This is a genomic window from Paenibacillus sp. FSL R7-0331 (assembly GCF_000758645.1).
Lineage (GTDB): Bacteria > Bacillota > Bacilli > Paenibacillales > Paenibacillaceae > Paenibacillus_AQ > Paenibacillus_AQ camerounensis.
Window position 1 is genome coordinate 2,424,312 of the sequence record NZ_CP009284.1, and the last position, 15,944, is coordinate 2,440,255.

The following is a 15,944-nucleotide window of genomic DNA, read 5'->3' on the forward strand; positions in this document are numbered from 1 at the left end:
GGAGGGCAGAAGTGACTATGGAAAGGGGCATTTATTATTATGAAATCACGTGAACCGGTGCCGGCCAGCCGCTGGTACAGCACCGCATTCCGCGTAAGATATCAGGAGACGGACCGGATGGGCGTGGTGTACCATGCGAACTATCTGAGCTGGTTTGAGTGCGGGCGGACCGAAATGTTCCGCGGGCTTGGCTTTTCCTACCGTTCGCTTGAGGATAAAGGTGTATTGCTTCCCGTGACCGCGGCAGATTTGCAATTTAAAAGTCCGGCGCGCTATGATGATCTTATCGTCGTGTATGCACGGCTCAGCGTCTTTTCCCCCTTGAGGGTGGAATATGAATATGAAATCCGCCGGCTGACGGAGGAGACTGGTGAAGCCGGCAGCAATGTAAGCTCCGGTAACATCCGGAATGCAATGCCGCCGCTATCCGGCGAGCTGCTGGTCAGCGGCTCTACCTCCCATGTATGGCTGAATGCGGATTGGAAGCCGGTGCGGCTGGACCGGGCATTGCCGGATCTGTACCAGGCCGTAACCGGGGCGCTGAGGGAAGAAGGAGGAGCATAATGATTAGAAACAAATGGCTGTGGGCTGCAATGTTCGTAATCCCGGCCGTGGAATTATTCGGGTTCATTTATGTGGCGGGTTATCTCGGTGCACCCAAAACACTGCTGATTATGGTGGTCACTTCGGTGATCGGATTTCTCATGATGCAGTTTGAAGGTAAAAAGGTATTGCAGGACAGTAAGGTGCAGATGCAGGAGGGTAAGGTTCCGGGACGGACAATGCTGGACGGCTTATGTGTTTTTTTCGGCGGACTGATGCTGATTTTGCCGGGGTTTGTAACGGATATAATCGGTTTTTCACTGGTGTTTCCGCTGACCCGGCCGCTGTACCGGGTTTTTCTGCTGAAATGGATTGAGAAAAAAATGAAAAACGGCACATTCACCTTTTACCGGAGGTAAGGGCGTTGCCGTTTGGAATGCAGGGATAGGTTGTTTTTGTGATGGCGCCTTTGCCGCAATTTGCGGCAGGGGCGTTTTTGTTTAAAAGATAAGAATTTATATGCTTTACGCAATAAATGTTACTTATCTTTCTCGCTGAAACGGATACCGTCCTCATAAGGACGGCGTAGCCGTTTCCACTTGTTTCGGACAAGGCAAGCCGTTCGTTAATGTAATTTGCCGCTCACGATATAGCTGTGCAGCGCCCGGAAGACACCGGCTCGGCTGAAGGCACCCAGTACAACCAGTACGACCGGGCCGATTAGGAGGCCAGGCATGCCGAACAGCTGCAGGCCGGCGAACATGCCGATCAGCATGGAGAGCGGATCAACCCCGATGCTGCTGGCCAGCACCTTTGGCTCCAGTACCTGGCGGGTAATGAGGATAATACCGTATAGCACCAGCAGGCCGGCGGCCAGTCCCAGATTTCCGGTCATATAGGAGTACAGCGCCCACGGCAGCATAACGATGCCGACTCCCAGATAAGGCACAGTATCAATTAGCCCGATGGTCAGGCCGATTACGAAGGCGGAATTGACCCCGAGCAGCAGCAGGCCGATGATAACAATAACAGCAGTAACGGAGATCAGTACCGCCTGGGCCCGGAGATAACCGACCAGGGCTCTGCGCAGATCCTGCCAGATATTAGACACAGGACGCAGCAGCGGAGCAGGAAGAAGGCTGGTCAGCCTGGCATTATGGCGTTCCCATCCGGTGCTGAGGAAAAATGCGGCCAGTACAATAACAACCAGAATTGTACCGAGGCTCGGCAGCGCTGACACCAGTCTCAGGATCATATTAAAAAATCCGGTAATCAGCTCTGTTACGAATTGGCCGACTGTCGCCGTTGTCCGGTTAATATTGCTGTCGATTGTAGCGTGATAACCGGGATTGTCATGGTAAAACTGGTTGATCTGGTTAATAATATTCTGAATACTGGCATTGCGGCTGAGTGACAGCAGCAGCTCCCGCCATTCGCCGGTATGCAGATCGAAGGTCTGGAGAAGTACAATAAGCTCTTTGACCAGACGGGTTATCAGGGCGGTCAGTACGAGTGCGGTTCCGCCGATATAGAAGAGCAGCGACAGCACTACAGCCAGCCAGCCCGGCAGCTTGAAGCCTTTCAGGATCTGAACCAGCGGGTGGATAAGATAAGCAAGCAGCCACGCAACCAGCAGCGGATAGATCAGCGGCAGCAGTACATATACAGCCAGCAGCAGGCCGGCTCCGGCGAGCAAGACCCACAGGCCGCGCAGCATTTTTTTTATCAGCGGAGAATCCATTATCAACCCCTCCTGTCAGCCTGAGCTTCTGCTGAATAACAGCTCGTCTAATGTATATTCAGTTGTCAGATTCGCAGACTATGAAATATGGCGGAATGCCGCTGAACAGTAAAAACGGGTATTATATATACACTGAAAGCGTTATCATGAAACGGGGAGGCGGAATGTTTTTTTCTATCCCTCCGATAAAATCATTTGATGCCGAACAAAGCTCCCACGTTGTTCACATAACCGTCAAAATCCGGTATGATAATTAAAGGTTCTGTTTCGAAAGTTAGTTGCAATCCCCGGAAGGGGTAATAATGCCTGGTTTGTGATGTTTTATCCTTCAAATTGTAAATGTTTTCATGATGTCAGGAACGGCTCGCACACCCTCGTTGGCAAAGGAGAGATATACTATGACAGCTACTAAAGGCCTGGAAGGCATCGTCGCCACAACCTCCTCAATCAGTTCGATTGTGGACGGCGTACTCACTTACCGCGGTTACGATATTGATGATCTTGCGGTGAATGCGACTTTTGAAGAGACCGCTTATTTGCTGTGGTTCGGTAACCTGCCGACAACCCCGGAGCTGCAGACCCTGCAGCGTGATCTGAGCGCCTTTGCGCCTATTCCGGAGCAGGTGATTGCCCAGATGAAGCTCTATCCCAAGGAAGCGAGCACGATGGCCGCGCTGCGTTCTGCCGTATCCAGCCTTGCGCTGTACGATGAAGCCGCCGATGATATGAGCCGTGAAGCCAATGTATTAAAAGCAGTTAAGCTGCAGGCGCAGATCCCGACAATTGTGGCCGCGCTGGCGCGTATCCGTAAGGGTCTGGAGCCTGTGGCCCCCAGGGAAGGCGTCTCGATCGCCGAGAATTTCCTCTATATGCTCTGGGGCAGACAGCCGGATATTGTATCCGTTAAAGCGCTGGATGCAGCACTTGTCCTGCATGCAGACCATGAGCTGAATGCATCCACTTTTGCCAGCCGCGTTACTGTGGCTACGCTGTCTGATATTTATTCCGGTGTAACCTCGGCAATCGGCGCGCTCAAAGGCCCGCTCCACGGCGGTGCGAATGAAGCCGTTATGAAGATGCTGGAGGAGATCGGCAGTCTGGATGCGGTTGAGCCTTATATCAACGGTAAGCTGGAGCGGCGCGAGAAGATTATGGGCTTCGGACACCGCGTGTACAAAAACGGCGATCCGCGCGCCAAGCACCTGATGAAGATGTCCCAGGAGCTGGGAACGATGCAGAATGATACAACGCTCTACGATATGTCCGTTAAGATAGAGGAGCTGATTACCGGGCAAAAAGGGCTGAAGCCGAATGTTGACTTCTACTCGGCCTCCGTGTACACACAGCTGGGCATTGAGCGCGAGCTGTTCACTCCGATCTTTGCCATCAGCCGGACCTCGGGCTGGACCGCGCATATTCTGGAGCAGTACGAGGATAACCGCATTATCCGTCCGCGCGCCGAATACACGGGAATGCTGGAGCAGAAATACGTTCCGGTAGACGAGAGATAATCAGGGGACTTGCAGGCGGCTGCCCCCCTTAGTAGAATTATAGCTGTGACAGTGACGCAGTACCGGTGAACCCGGCAGACGTTTTTAGTAAGGCCTTACAGGTGAAGGCTTCCGCAGGACGTCTGCCGCTACTATACTTTTTAGGAGGAATCCCCACAAATGTTGAAACTCGAGAAGTACGATCTGCCGACAGAAGGCGAACAAATTACGATTGAAGATGGCAAGCTGGTGGTTCCTGCTAATCCGATTATTCCGTTTATCGAAGGAGACGGTACAGGACGCGACATCTGGAAAGCATCCAAGCGCGTACTGGACGCTGCTGTAGATAAAGCATACGGCGGGGAGAAAAAGCTTGCCTGGTACGAAGTGTTTGCCGGCGAGAAAGCCTTCAATACATATGGTGAATGGCTGCCGAATGATACGCTGGAAGCAATCCGTGAGTATATCGTAGCGATCAAGGGACCGCTGACAACCCCGATTGGCGGGGGAATCCGCTCACTGAACGTGGCGCTGCGCCAGGAGCTGGATTTGTACGTGTGCCTGCGTCCGGTACGTTATTTTGACGGCGTGCCTTCACCGGTTAAGCATCCTGAGCTTGTGGATATGGTTATTTTCCGTGAGAATACAGAGGATATTTATGCCGGCATCGAGTATAAAGAAGGCTCTGAAGAGGTGAAGAAAGTAATTGAGTTCCTCCAGAAGGAAATGGGTGTTAACAAAATCCGCTTCCCGGAGACCTCCGGTATCGGTATCAAGCCTGTATCCTCCGAAGGTTCCAAGCGTCTTGTGCGCGCTGCAGTTGAGTATGCAATCAAGCACGGACGCAAGAGCGTTACTCTGGTGCATAAGGGCAACATCATGAAATTTACTGAGGGCGCATTTAAGAACTGGGGATATGAAGTGGCTGAACAGGAGTTCGGCGACAAGGTGTTTACCTGGAACCAATATGATGTAATTAAAGAGAAGGACGGCGAAGCGGCAGCAAATGCGGCCCAGAAGGAAGCAGAAACAGCCGGCAAAATTATCATCAAGGATGCTATCGCGGACATCGCGCTGCAGCAGGTGCTGACCCGTCCGACTGACTTTGATGTTATCGCTACACTGAATCTGAACGGGGACTACCTGTCTGACGCACTGGCTGCACAGATCGGCGGTATCGGCATCGCACCTGGGGCGAATATCAACTACGTGACAGGACATGCGATTTTTGAGGCGACTCACGGAACCGCTCCAAAGTATGCTGACAAGGACGTAGTGAATCCGGGATCGGTTATCCTCTCGGGCGTTATGCTGCTTGAACATCTCGGCTGGCAGGAAGCGGCTGATCTGATCTACAAAGGCATGACTACTGCAATTAACAACAAGACGGTAACTTACGACTTTGCCCGCCAGATGGAAGGCGCGACAGAGCTGAAATGCTCGGCCTTTGCTGATGAAATTATTAAACACCTGTAATCTGCAACCCATAATGTTCGGGCCGGAGGAAGCTGCATGCTTCCGAGGCCCGTTTTGTGCGAGAAGGACTATAAATAAAAATTAAATTAAAATTCAGGAGGTCCCCCTGTGGCTATCAAACGTTATAAAATTACTGTTGTAGGCGCCGGATTTACCGGAGCTACTACGGCACTTATGCTTGCCCAAAAGGAGCTCGGAAACGTCGTGCTGCTCGATATCCCCCAGCTGGAGAATCCGACAAAGGGCAAGGCGCTGGACATGCTTGAGGCCGGTCCGGTCCAGAAGTTCGACAGCCAGATCACTGGAACCTCCAATTACGATGATGCTGCAGATTCGGATATTGTCATTATTACAGCAGGTATTGCCCGCAAGCCGGGAATGAGCCGGGATGATCTCGTGAATACCAATGCAGGTATTGTGAAATCGGTATGCGAGAACATCAAGCGCGTTGCTCCTGAATCGATTGTTATCATCCTTAGCAATCCGGTGGATGCGATGACTTACGTAGCCTACAATGCGCTTGAATTTCCTAAAAACCGCGTAATCGGACAATCCGGGGTGCTGGATACGGCGCGTTATTGCACCTTTATTGCCCAGGAGCTTAATGTTTCTGTGGAGGACGTGCGCGGCTTTGTGCTCGGCGGCCACGGGGATGATATGGTTCCGCTCGTACGCTACTCCAGTGTAGGCGGCATTCCGGTAGATAAGCTGATTCCGGAGGAGCGGATTGCCGAGATTGTGCAGCGCACCCGCGTAGGCGGCGGAGAGATCGTGAGCCTGCTCGGCAACGGCAGCGCTTACTATGCACCGGCGGCATCCCTTGTGCAGATGACAGAAGCAATCCTCAAGGACAAGAAACGGATTATTCCGGTAATTGCCCTGCTCGAAGGGGAATACGGCTACGACAACCTGTTCATGGGAATTCCTGCACTGCTTGGTGCGGATGGTATTGAGAAAATCTATGAGCTGGAGCTTACTGTTGAGGAGAAGGCCGCCCTTGATAAGTCAGCGGATTCGGTTCGCGCGGTTACGTCGGCTGTCAATGTCTGATTCCGCCCGGATTACAAAAACTATTTATTATAAATTTAAAATAGGCGGTTTCTTTTCTTGCAGCGCATAGTCAGTTATAATTAGTATGTAACATATATCACAGCGACTAATAGAGGAGGTAGAGGATGGACCGTTTTTTGTATTTTCTACATATGATCGGGACTCTGGCGCTTGGCTTCTATCTGGTACTGCCGTTTATTTTGAGCGGGGCACAGAAGCTGTCTGCTCCGGCCAAAGAAGGGACGATTAGTGCTGTCACCGGCTTTAACCGCTTTGCCCAGTACGGGCTGGTTATCCAGCTGCTGACCGGCGGTTACATGATGAGCCAGGGTGATTATTCGGTGGCATGGATGGTTGTTGTTGTTGTGCTGCTTCTGGCTATGTTTGCGCTCGCAGGCATTATGGGCAAGCCTCTGCGGCTGGCTGCAGCGGGAATCCGCGAGAACCGTGATGTTTCGGCTTATACAGCCAAGCTGCGGACGATGAGCCTGCTGCTGATGGTTGTCCTGATCGCCATGATCTTCTTCATGGTCTACAGACGGATCATTTAACTTAAGAATCGGGAGATAGTCCCGGCGGCTGCGGCTGCCGGGGCTATTTGGTTTGTACACATATTTAGAATACATCCGGAGTGACAAAGACAACGTAATTGCCGGTAATGTATTCCTATTTTCCATATATTAATGTAAAATAACAGCGGTTGGCGAAATAATGATTATGCATGGCATTGCGGGGGAGAGAAACAACAAGGATGAGAATTAAAGGGATAATAGCGCTAGGGTTGGGAGTTACTCTGGCCTTCGGTACATCGTCGTTAGTCAATGCGGCTGAAGGCAGCAAGGACTACGATGGGCACTGGGCGCAGAAGCAGATTGAAAGCTGGCTGCAGAACGGCTGGCTGAAAGGTTTTGAAGACGGCTCTGTCAAGCCGGATCAGGGTATCTCAAGAGCAGAGTTTATTACACTCGTCAACCGGATGTGGGATATTGGAGAAGGCAAACCGGCAGAGTTCAGTGACCTGCCTAAGTCAAGCTGGGCATACACAGAATTCTCCAAAGCGGTGTCAGCTGGTTATATTCAGGGGTATGAAGGGAAGGTTCACCCCAATGCGCTGATTACCCGCCAGGAGGCAGCGATCATAATCAGCAGGCTGATGAAATTTGAGGACGGGTCAGCGGATGCGCTCGCAGCCTTTACCGATGCCGGCCGCATCGCCGCCTGGAGCCAGCCAAAGGTAGCAGCAGTAGTAAATGCCGGAGCGATGAAGGGGTATCCTGACGGCAGCTTCAAGCCTGACCGCCCGATGACAAGAGCGGAGTCAGTGGCATTAATGGAATCGTTCAACACCCTTACTGGAGGGGTGGCTGATGGGGTTGTCGCAAGCCCGGGGGCGTTTGGAAGCTCCAATTCCTCTAGTCTCATGGCTTTTAAAAATCTTACTGTTACCGCATCAGGAGTAACGCTGAAGAACATGACGATCCATGGTGATCTGCTTCTGAAGGAGGTAACCGGTGCAGGCGGGCTTACTCTGGATAATGTCACAGTTGAAGGACGGTTTATCATCGAAGGCAGCGGTTCTGATAAGGTATATCTGAGTAATTCTAGACTCAATCAGATGATTGTCCAGAAAAAGAGCGGTGAGGTTCAGATAATTGCCGTAGGCACAACCGAAGCCGGACAGGTGCAGGTGAGTTCCGGTGTTATGCTGGAAGAAAGCGAAGGTTCCGGCAAGGGTTTTACTGATATTGCTGTCTCTTCTGATCTGCCCTCAGGAACAGTTGTAATACTGAATGGAGCCTTTAATCATGTTAAGGTTGAAGCTGCAGCAGCAGTGTTGAAGTTGCAGAAGGGCACTTTGAGCCTTCTGAGTGTGGCAAAAGGGGCCTCGTCTCTTCAAGCGGAGCTGGAAGCAGGAACAGTTATAGCCCGTGCTGTACTTGATTCGGCAGCAAGCTTTATAGGAAGCGGCGAGATTCAGGCGGCAACTGTAAACGATGGCGGTCAAGGCTCTTCTTTCGCCCGGAAGCCTTTGACAGTAGATGGAAGTCAGAAAGAATCAATAGTAACAGGTACGGGAACACCGGTTATTGTCGCTGGCGGAGGAGGCGCGGGCGGCGGTTCTACAGGAGGCGGCAGTAACGGAGGCGGAGATGGTGGTACTATTGAAACACCTGCTCCAACGGCTTTGCCGGTCATCGAAGGAATTACCTTGGCTCAGGGCAGTAAAGATGTATATACTAATGCGGCAACTGCGGTCATAAGCTTTACCGGAATATCCGGAGCTGAGCAGGCGGCAGCGCATTATGCGGGATACTATTTTACGGCAACTGCTGAGACAGCACCTGATCCGGCTAATCTTTATATACAGAGGTTACCTGATTTATCCAATTATTCGTTCCCGATTGCTCCCAAGCATCTGCAGGACTATATGACTGTAATTCTGTATGATGTAAACAACAAAGCCATAGGCTATAAGGCTATCAAATTAGATCTGAAGGCCGTGTATTCAACGCTGAATGAGCCGGTTGAGCGTTTTAGTGAAGGAGTCACAATCACCCGAAGCCTTGAGAGAGGTTTTATTAACGACAGAATAGCGATCAGGGAAGAATTTGCAGCACAGCATCCAGAAATTCAATACTTCACATACTCGGCGAATACCGAGCTGCCTTATGTGGTGGATGCGGATAAGGATTTCAATGTTAAGAGTCTTTCGGCCCAATCACATTATTTGCAAGGGGTAACTGATATCGTATACGGGTATTCCAATGAGAGCTTTGCTGATTACCAAGCCCCTTTCTATACCGTTCAAGATTTTGAAGAGCAGTATATGATTATTTTTTATAATAAAGATATGCATGTGACCGGTTATTATCAGGGCCCGTCTATCCTTACTGACCAGCAGGCTGCTGATACCGTTGCTTTCAAAATCGATCAGCTGCCTGAAGCAGAAAAACTCACCCTTGAGGATGAGCCGGCGGTTAATTGGGTGTACCGGAGATATTCCAACCTGACTGAAGCTCAGAAAGAGCTGGTCAGCAAAGCAAACACGGACAAAATCATTGCACTAAAAACAGCAATAGACAAATTAAAGCTTGGTTAGGAAAGAAAGTCTCTATCTGCACATCAAAGACCGCTGCCCTCAAAGGCGCGGTCTTTTTGCCATATAAACTTTACCGCGCTACAACAGCTCCTCCATAGCAAAAACACCGCTCCGCTCGAATTCAGCGAGGATTCCCGGAGGCAGCAGCTGCTGAAGCTGGCTCCGTGTACACCATTGGTAGTCAGCATGCTCCTCGGAGAGAAGGACGATATTATTTTCGCTTTGGCAGTGATAAGTAATAATAATGACCTGTCTGCCGGGATCAGTCAAAAAAGAAGCGGCATACGCAACCGCTCCAACCGTAACGCTGAGTCCGGTCTCTTCGGCGATCTCCCGTTCCAGTGCGTCTTCCAGTCCTTCTCCGAAATCGATTTTTCCTCCCGGACATTCCCAGCTTCCGGCTCCGACTACATCTGCTGCGGCTCTCCGGACTATCAGAATCCGGCCCTGAAACACAATGATTCCTTTGACGGCAACGATAATGCTCCGTGAATTTCTGGTCATACTGTTCTGCCTCCTTCATTCCAGCTCCTCTTCATCCTGATACATTATATCCGCACTTTACGCCGGCAACGACTGATTTTTTTGTTTGGCCGCCTTTTAACTGTGGTAAGTAACATAGCGTGAGCCTAAAGTGCCTGAGATCAGCGCATAAACCAGCAATCCTTAGCCATCCTAAAACGATGAATGACTTCGAGAAGTGCAAAAGCGAAAGGAGAATGGATCATGCCAGAACAAGAGAAAGCCAAGAAAACCCTGCCTCCGCAGGTGCAGAACCAGCAGCCCGGAATTGAGAGTGAGATGAATCCGCTGCCGGAATTTGAGACCTCAGAATATAAAGCAGCCGGCAAGCTGCTTGGCAAGGCAGCACTTATTACCGGAGGGGACAGCGGAATCGGACGTGCGGTTGCCGTGCATTTTGCCAAAGAGGGCGCTGATGTCGTTATTTCCTACCTGAATGAGCACAGTGACGCCGAGGAAACCAAGCGCCAGGTCGAGCAGGAGGGCCGTAAATGTATCCTGATTGCCGGTGACATCGGTGTAGAAGCCTTCTGCCAGGACCTGATCAACAAGACGGTCGAAGGACTCGGCAAGCTGGATATTCTGATTAATAATGCTGCCGAGCAGCATCCTCAGGACAAGATTGAGGACATTACCTCTGAACAGCTGGAGCGGACATTCCGTACTAATATATTCTCAATGTTCTATCTGACCAAAGCAGCCATGCCGCATCTGAAAAAAGGCTCGACGATCATTAATACGACTTCGATTACAGCCTACCGCGGTAATCCGCAGCTGCTTGACTATTCTTCCACCAAAGGGGCTATTCTCAGCTTCACCCGCTCCCTGTCGATGAATCTGGCGGACAAAGGCATCCGGGTTAATGCTGTGGCTCCCGGGCCGATCTGGACCCCGCTGATCCCATCTACCTTTGATGCGAAAAAAGTCAGCGAGTTCGGGGGCACGCAGCCGATGCAGCGTCCGGGACAGCCGGAGGAGCTGGCACCAGCCTATGTCTATCTGGCTTCCAGTGATTCATCCTATGTCAGCGGCCAGGTTATTCATGTAAACGGCGGAGAGATTATTAACGGCTGACCTTCGGAATTTTATGCCGTTTAACCTAGATTTTTCATGCAAAATAGTGTTACTATATACGAAGTCAGCAACAGAATATGATTTTGTCACTAGGGGTGCCGCAAGGCTGAGACGAACATTTGGTTCGGACCCTTTGAACCTGATCTGGTTTATACCAGCGTAGGGAAGTGGATGAGCATTGTATTGCAGCGCCAACGGTCCGGAAATCCGGCTGTTATTTTCTGTATACTGTTTAACCGCCTCCCGCCTGGAGGCGGTTTTTTTGCGTCTTTTTGTGCAGACGAGACACGAAAAGGGAGGTGGACAGGCTGGCAGAAATTCATCTGCTTTCGGACGGAAAGCTTGCTGCAGAGGAGTTCGTTGTACTCGCAGCTGCTGTTCATCCGCAGGTAGACTATATTCATTTACGCGAAAAGAAGCTATCGGCGCAGGAGCTGTATCATCTGGCATTAATTCTGCTGAATGCCGGTGTACCGGCCTGCAAATTGATCATCAATGACCGGCTTGACGTAGCAATGGCTGTGGGAGCAGCGGGTGTCCAGCTGGCCGGGAACAGCCTGCCTGCTGCTGCTGCGCGGCTGGCAGCGGGCTGTTCCCTGCGGCTTGGTTCCTCGGTGCATTCCGCTTCGGAGAGTATAGATGCAGCCAGCCAGGGGGCAGACTATTGCCTTTTTGGACATGTGTATCCTTCAACCAGCAAGCCCGGCCTGAAGGAACGCGGATTGACTCAGCTGAAGGAGGCTGTGCTTGCCGCCAGGACTCCGGTTATTGCATTGGGAGGAATTACGCCGCATAATGCGCCGCATGTGCTGCAGACAGGTGCGGCAGGAATAGCGGTGATGTCCGGTATATGCGGTGCGGCGGACCCGCTCTCTGCTGCGCGGGCCTACAGGAACGCAGTGATGGAGGCGGCCCCCGAAGGAGGTGAGAAAGCATGAATCTGATAGTCAACGGCAAAGCCGAAACGTACAAAGAGAGCTGCCGGACAGTAGCTGATTTGCTTAAACTGCCTGCTTGGAACAAGAGAATGGTTATTGTGGAGCTGAACGGTGAAATTGTTGCCAAAGAGGAATACGATACTATCCTGCTGGGCGAAGGAGACCGGATTGAGATCGTACATTTTGTGGGGGGAGGCTGATTAAGGCCCGCTCCTTGTTCACCGTAATTAATAAATGCAGGAGGGAATTCATATGTCAGATTCTTTAGTCATCGGAGGCCAGTCTTTATCGAGCAGACTGTTTATCGGAACCGGCAAATACAGCCGCAATAGCCTTATTCCGGAGGTAGTGGAGGCTTCGGGCTCTCAGGTTATAACGGTTGCCCTCCGTCGTGTAGACCCGGACAGCAATGATAATATCATCAGCCATATCCCAAGCAGCATGACTCTGCTTCCCAATACCTCCGGTGCACGCACTGCAGAAGAGGCTGTCCGGATTGCCAGATTGGCTAAGGCAACAGGTCTGGGCAACTGGGTGAAAATTGAAGTCATCAATGACCAGAAATATCTGCTGCCCGATAATGCGGAAACGATCCGTGCCACGGAAATTCTGGCTGCTGAGGGCTTTGTGGTGCTTCCGTATATGAGCCCGGATTTATCCGCTGCCCTCCTTATGAAAAAAGCGGGAGCCGCAGCAGTTATGCCGCTTGGATCGCCTATAGGTACTAACCGCGGGCTAAGAACCCGGGAGCTGCTGCGTATTCTGATAACGGAGGTCGATCTTCCTGTCATTGTAGATGCCGGTATCGGCAGGCCGTCTGAAGCGGCGGAAGCGATGGAGCTGGGCGCTGCTGCTGTGCTGCTGAATACGGCGATTGCCACCGCGAGTAACCCGCTGCTCATGGCCTCGGCATTCCGCGATGCCGTAGCTGCAGGCCGCAAGGCCTACCTGGCGGGACTGGGTCCCGTAGAGGAGACCGCATCGGCGTCATCGCCATTAACGGGTTTTCTCGGCTGATAGTGATAGTGACAGGGACCGGCGAAAAGGAGGAATACCATGGGGTTTTATGAGAACGTACACGCTCTTGGCCATCAGGTGAATACAGGCTTATGGGGGCAGTATACAAAGGACGATGTGAAGCGTTCGCTCTGCAAAGAGCAGCTGGATGAGCATGATCTGCAGGTTCTGCTGTCTCCTGCAGCAGCAGACTGTCTGGAAGAGATGGCCTTGAAGGCCAGAAGCCTGACTCGTTCGCATTTTGGGCATGTCATGCAGCTCTTTACACCGATGTACCTTGCAGATTTCTGCATAAATCACTGCACGTACTGCAGCTTCAGCTCTATTTATGATTTTCCGAGAAAAAAACTCAGTCCTGCGGAAGTAAGGAAGGAAGCAGAGGCAATAGCGGCTACTGGAATCAGGCACATTCTAATCCTGACAGGAGAATCGCGGACGGAAAGCCCGGTCTCTTATCTCAAGGAATGTGTGATGATACTCAAGGAATTTTTCTCTTCTGTCAGCATTGAAGTGAACCCCTTATCTGAGGACGAGTATAAGGAGCTTAAGGAGGCCGGTGTAGACGGGTTAACCTTGTATCAGGAGGTTTATCATGAGGAGACCTACCGCAAGCTGCATGTTAAGGGACCCAAGAGAATCTACCGCAACCGGCTGGATGCACCTGAGCGGGGCTGCCGGGCAGGATTCAGGACGGTAAATATCGGGGCGCTGCTGGGGATGCATGACTGGCGGCAGGAGGCATTCCTTACGGCCATGCACGCGAGATACCTGCAGGACAAATACCCGGAATGTGAAATCGGCTTGTCTGCTCCGCGTTTTCGCCCTTTTTTGGGAGAATACAATCCGGAGCACACCGTATCCGACCGGTCTCTGGTGCAGATTATTCTGGCTTACCGCCTGTTTCTTCCCCGGTCGGGTATCACTCTGTCCACGCGAGAACCGTCTGCTTTAAGAGACCGCCTTATCCATCTGGGGGTAACCAAAATGTCTGCCGGGGTATCCACGGAAGTTGGAGGACATACGCAGCAGGGCGGTACGCCGCAGTTTGAAATCTCGGACGGGCGCAGTGTGCGGGAGATCTCCGAAATGCTTAAAGCGGGCAGCCTGCAGCCGGTTTTTAAGGACTGGGATATGCTTGAAGCCGAATTATACTGAACACGGTAGAATTGCCCCGGAATAGGGTAGTTCAATTTTGAAGTAAACCCTTTCATGCCTGTCAGAGTGTGATATGATAATACTAATTGTATCAGACGTAAGACAACCTGCTATGGATGAGAGGAGCCGGAATGAAGATGCAGAATTTCGAAGAGAGCATGTATAATCTGATTGTTGAGACCTCCACAAATTTGCCGGGTGATGTGCGCAGGGCTGTTGCCAAGGGACGTGCACTGGAAGACCGTGCCACCCGTTCGGGCCTGGCCTTGACGACAATTGCCAAGAATATCGGCATGGCCGAGCTTCAGGTATCGCCCATCTGCCAGGATACGGGGATGCCGACTTTTATTATTCATACGCCTGTAGGCGTCAATCAGATTGAGATGAAAAAAGATATCCATAGTGCGGTCATCCGGGCTACAAAGAACGGGAAGCTGCGGCCGAATTCAGTTGATTCGCTGACCGGCGAGAACAGCGGGGATAACCTTGGCGCAGGTACACCGGTCATTCATTTTGAACAGTGGGAAGAAGAGAATATAGACGTAAGGCTTATCCTTAAAGGCGGCGGCTGTGAGAATAAAAACATCCAGTACAGCCTTCCGGCTGAGCTTGAGGGGCTGGGCAAGGCGGGCCGTGATCTGGATGGCATCCGCAAATGCATCCTTCATGCCGTGTATCAGGCCCAGGGGCAAGGCTGCAGCGCCGGCTTCATCGGTGTCGGCATCGGCGGAGACCGGACAACCGGATATGAGCTGGCGAAGAAGCAGCTGTTCCGCAAGGTTGAAGATACGAACCCTGTGGAGGATCTGGGCAAGCTGGAAGATTACATTATGGAGAACGCGAACAAGCTGGGAATCGGCACGATGGGCTTCGGCGGCGAAGTTACGCTGCTCGGCTGCAAGGTTGGTGTAATGAACCGGCTTCCGGCCAGCTTTTTCGTCTCGGTTGCCTATAACTGCTGGGCATTCCGCCGCCAGGGTATTCTGGTGGAGCCGGCAACCGGAGAGATCAGGGATTGGCTCTATGAGCGCGGAACCGGTATTTCCGTCGATGACGCGGGCGGGCCGGTTCCTGTATCCGTGACCGCGCATCCGGCTGCGGCCGAAGCCGGCGTTATTCCCGGGGATGCCGTAATTCCGGCAGCTCCTGCTATGGCAGCGGCAGCTGGTGCCGTGGAACCGGCTGTACCTGATACCGCTGCTGCTGAGGGTTCACGAGAGGTCCGGCTGACTACACCGGTCAGTGAAGAGGATATCCGCAGCCTGCGGGTCGGTGATGTTGTCATTCTGTCCGGAGAAATGCATACAGGACGTGATGCGCTGCATAAATACCTGATGGACCATGACACGCCGGTTGATCTGAACGGAGCAGTTATCTATCACTGCGGGCCTGTTATGCTAAAGGACGATGAAGGGTGGCATGTTAAGGCGGCAGGTCCGACTACCAGCATCCGTGAGGAGCCTTACCAGGGCGATATTATCAAGAAATTCGGCATCCGCGCAGTAATCGGCAAGGGCGGGATGGGTCCCAAGACGCTGAAGGCGCTGCAGGAGCATGGCGGGGTATACCTGAACGCGATCGGCGGAGCAGCACAGTACTACGCAGAATGCATCAAAAGGGTTAACGCGGTTGATTTCATGGAATTCGGTATTCCGGAAGCGATGTGGCATCTTCAGGTAGAGGGCTTTGCCGCCATTGTAACGATGGATTCACACGGCAACAGCCTGCACGCTGATGTTGAGAAGGACTCCGCGGCCAAGCTGGCCCAGTTCCGGGAGCCGGTTTTTAAATAAAATAACTGCTTCAGAATTGATGATGACAGCGGTGTAAGCAGAAGC

Annotated in this window: 15 protein-coding genes and 1 riboswitch; of the genes, 13 read left to right on the forward strand and 2 right to left on the reverse strand. The window is 51.9% G+C overall.

Going from position 1 to position 15,944, the window contains the following annotated elements:
• Positions 1 to 39 precede the first annotated feature (39 nt).
• Together R70331_RS09875 and R70331_RS09880 are read left to right on the forward strand one after the other, a co-directional pair.
• Positions 40 to 564, forward strand: a complete 525-nt coding sequence (locus R70331_RS09875; protein WP_042174987.1) for an acyl-CoA thioesterase — start codon at positions 40 to 42, stop codon at positions 562 to 564.
• Positions 564 to 962 carry an FxsA family protein gene (locus tag R70331_RS09880; protein ID WP_042174989.1) on the forward strand — a complete coding sequence of 133 codons (399 nt, stop codon included), beginning with the start codon at positions 564 to 566 and terminating at the stop codon, positions 960 to 962. The genes R70331_RS09875 and R70331_RS09880 overlap by 1 nt, the downstream gene beginning before the upstream one ends.
• 206 nt (positions 963 to 1,168) lie before the next feature.
• On the opposite strand, the gene ytvI is transcribed toward R70331_RS09880, so the two are convergent.
• Entirely contained in the window at positions 1,169 to 2,284 is a 1,116-nt protein-coding gene (gene ytvI / locus R70331_RS09885) for a sporulation integral membrane protein YtvI (RefSeq protein WP_042174990.1), read from the reverse strand.
• Positions 2,285 to 2,682: 398 nt separating this feature from the next.
• On the opposite strand from ytvI, the gene R70331_RS09895 reads away from it, so the two are divergent.
• The 5 genes from R70331_RS09895 (at position 2,683) to R70331_RS09915 (ending at position 9,400) form a co-directional block, all read left to right on the forward strand.
• Complete coding sequence (locus R70331_RS09895; RefSeq protein WP_042174993.1) at positions 2,683 to 3,795, forward strand: citrate/2-methylcitrate synthase; 1,113 nt, start codon at positions 2,683 to 2,685, stop codon at positions 3,793 to 3,795.
• Positions 3,796 to 3,954: 159 nt separating this feature from the next.
• Positions 3,955 to 5,250 carry an NADP-dependent isocitrate dehydrogenase gene (icd, locus tag R70331_RS09900; protein WP_042174996.1) on the forward strand — a complete coding sequence of 432 codons (1,296 nt, stop codon included), beginning with the start codon at positions 3,955 to 3,957 and terminating at the stop codon, positions 5,248 to 5,250.
• 108 nt (positions 5,251 to 5,358) lie between these two features.
• On the forward strand, positions 5,359 to 6,300 hold the full coding sequence (mdh, locus tag R70331_RS09905) for a malate dehydrogenase (protein ID WP_042174998.1): 942 nt from the start codon (positions 5,359 to 5,361) through the stop codon (positions 6,298 to 6,300).
• Positions 6,301 to 6,425: 125 nt separating this feature from the next.
• Complete coding sequence (locus R70331_RS09910; RefSeq protein WP_042175001.1) at positions 6,426 to 6,851, forward strand: hypothetical protein; 426 nt, start codon at positions 6,426 to 6,428, stop codon at positions 6,849 to 6,851.
• 200 nt (positions 6,852 to 7,051) lie between these two features.
• Positions 7,052 to 9,400 (forward strand): S-layer homology domain-containing protein, encoded by a 2,349-nt coding sequence (locus R70331_RS09915; RefSeq protein WP_197071414.1) that lies wholly within the window; start codon positions 7,052 to 7,054, stop codon positions 9,398 to 9,400.
• Positions 9,401 to 9,478: 78 nt separating this feature from the next.
• Here the strand turns inward: R70331_RS09915 and R70331_RS09920 are convergent, their stop codons facing one another.
• Positions 9,479 to 9,904, reverse strand: a complete 426-nt coding sequence (locus R70331_RS09920) for an NUDIX hydrolase (RefSeq protein ID WP_042175004.1) — start codon at positions 9,902 to 9,904, stop codon at positions 9,479 to 9,481.
• A 222-nt stretch (positions 9,905 to 10,126) separates the two neighbouring features.
• On the opposite strand from R70331_RS09920, the gene R70331_RS09925 reads away from it, so the two are divergent.
• The 6 genes from R70331_RS09925 to R70331_RS09950 all read left to right on the forward strand — a co-directional run bounded on the left by R70331_RS09925 (position 10,127) and on the right by R70331_RS09950 (position 15,899).
• Positions 10,127 to 10,996 (forward strand): SDR family oxidoreductase, encoded by an 870-nt coding sequence (locus R70331_RS09925; RefSeq protein ID WP_042175006.1) that lies wholly within the window; start codon positions 10,127 to 10,129, stop codon positions 10,994 to 10,996.
• Between the two features lie 81 nt (positions 10,997 to 11,077).
• Positions 11,078 to 11,179: riboswitch (TPP riboswitch) on the forward strand.
• Between the two features lie 116 nt (positions 11,180 to 11,295).
• Complete coding sequence (locus R70331_RS09930; RefSeq protein WP_042175008.1) at positions 11,296 to 11,934, forward strand: thiamine phosphate synthase; 639 nt, start codon at positions 11,296 to 11,298, stop codon at positions 11,932 to 11,934.
• Positions 11,931 to 12,134: a sulfur carrier protein ThiS gene (gene thiS, locus R70331_RS09935; protein WP_042175011.1), complete on the forward strand. Its 204-nt coding sequence runs from the start codon at positions 11,931 to 11,933 to the stop codon at positions 12,132 to 12,134. Before R70331_RS09930 ends, thiS begins: the two co-directional genes overlap by 4 nt.
• A gap of 52 nt (positions 12,135 to 12,186) precedes the next feature.
• The gene (locus tag R70331_RS09940) at positions 12,187 to 12,951 is read left to right on the forward strand and encodes a thiazole synthase (RefSeq protein WP_042175013.1); all 765 of its coding nucleotides are present in this window, start codon (positions 12,187 to 12,189) and stop codon (positions 12,949 to 12,951) included.
• A gap of 39 nt (positions 12,952 to 12,990) precedes the next feature.
• Positions 12,991 to 14,106, forward strand: coding sequence for a 2-iminoacetate synthase ThiH (gene thiH, locus R70331_RS09945; protein ID WP_052418998.1), 1,116 nt, complete (start codon positions 12,991 to 12,993; stop codon positions 14,104 to 14,106).
• Between the two features lie 137 nt (positions 14,107 to 14,243).
• Entirely contained in the window at positions 14,244 to 15,899 is a 1,656-nt protein-coding gene (locus R70331_RS09950) for a fumarate hydratase (RefSeq protein ID WP_042182436.1), read from the forward strand.
• The last annotated feature ends 45 nt before the right edge of the window (positions 15,900 to 15,944 follow it).

What these genes read in the sequence shown, in the direction of transcription:
- ytvI (WP_042174990.1), bottom strand. Translation starts at nt 2,284, where the DNA reads ATGGATTCTCCGCTGATAAAAAAAATGCTGCGCGGCCTGTGGGTCTTG.
- R70331_RS09910 (WP_042175001.1), top strand. Translation starts at nt 6,426, where the DNA reads ATGGACCGTTTTTTGTATTTTCTACATATGATCGGGACTCTGGCGCTT.
- R70331_RS09880 (WP_042174989.1), top strand. Translation starts at nt 564, where the DNA reads ATGATTAGAAACAAATGGCTGTGGGCTGCAATGTTCGTAATCCCGGCC.
- R70331_RS09875 (WP_042174987.1), top strand. Translation starts at nt 40, where the DNA reads ATGAAATCACGTGAACCGGTGCCGGCCAGCCGCTGGTACAGCACCGCA.
- icd (WP_042174996.1), top strand. Translation starts at nt 3,955, where the DNA reads ATGTTGAAACTCGAGAAGTACGATCTGCCGACAGAAGGCGAACAAATT.
- R70331_RS09915 (WP_197071414.1), top strand. Translation starts at nt 7,052, where the DNA reads ATGAGAATTAAAGGGATAATAGCGCTAGGGTTGGGAGTTACTCTGGCC.
- R70331_RS09925 (WP_042175006.1), top strand. Translation starts at nt 10,127, where the DNA reads ATGCCAGAACAAGAGAAAGCCAAGAAAACCCTGCCTCCGCAGGTGCAG.
- thiH (WP_052418998.1), top strand. Translation starts at nt 12,991, where the DNA reads ATGGGGTTTTATGAGAACGTACACGCTCTTGGCCATCAGGTGAATACA.
- R70331_RS09920 (WP_042175004.1), bottom strand. Translation starts at nt 9,904, where the DNA reads ATGACCAGAAATTCACGGAGCATTATCGTTGCCGTCAAAGGAATCATT.
- thiS (WP_042175011.1), top strand. Translation starts at nt 11,931, where the DNA reads ATGAATCTGATAGTCAACGGCAAAGCCGAAACGTACAAAGAGAGCTGC.
- R70331_RS09895 (WP_042174993.1), top strand. Translation starts at nt 2,683, where the DNA reads ATGACAGCTACTAAAGGCCTGGAAGGCATCGTCGCCACAACCTCCTCA.
- R70331_RS09940 (WP_042175013.1), top strand. Translation starts at nt 12,187, where the DNA reads ATGTCAGATTCTTTAGTCATCGGAGGCCAGTCTTTATCGAGCAGACTG.
- R70331_RS09950 (WP_042182436.1), top strand. Translation starts at nt 14,244, where the DNA reads ATGCAGAATTTCGAAGAGAGCATGTATAATCTGATTGTTGAGACCTCC.